Raw genomic sequence first — 205 nt, forward strand, 5'->3', positions numbered from 1 at the left:
CGAACCCGGCTGCTCCGCTGGTGAAGACCGTGATCCACATTTCGTCTGCGGTCAGGCCGCCGATGACCACCGGTTGCCGGTTCAAACGGGTCGGCAGGAAGCTGAGGGTTCCATCCTGAAACAGATGTTCTTCGGGCATGGGAAGGCCCTTACATGATGGTGGAGGCTTTGGTGACGAGATAAATGATCAAGATCAGCAGGCCGA

At 57.6% G+C, this 205-nt stretch carries 1 protein-coding gene; it reads right to left on the bottom strand.

Going from position 1 to position 205, the window contains the following annotated elements:
* Positions 1-139: DUF3487 family protein (locus HMPREF2924_RS24870; RefSeq protein WP_141765573.1), on the bottom strand; the 139-nt coding region annotated here is incomplete at its 3' end.
* Positions 140-205 lie beyond the last annotated feature (66 nt).

It is taken from the genome of Pseudomonas sp. HMSC063H08 (genome assembly GCF_001813645.1).
GTDB lineage: Bacteria > Pseudomonadota > Gammaproteobacteria > Pseudomonadales > Pseudomonadaceae > Pseudomonas > Pseudomonas aeruginosa.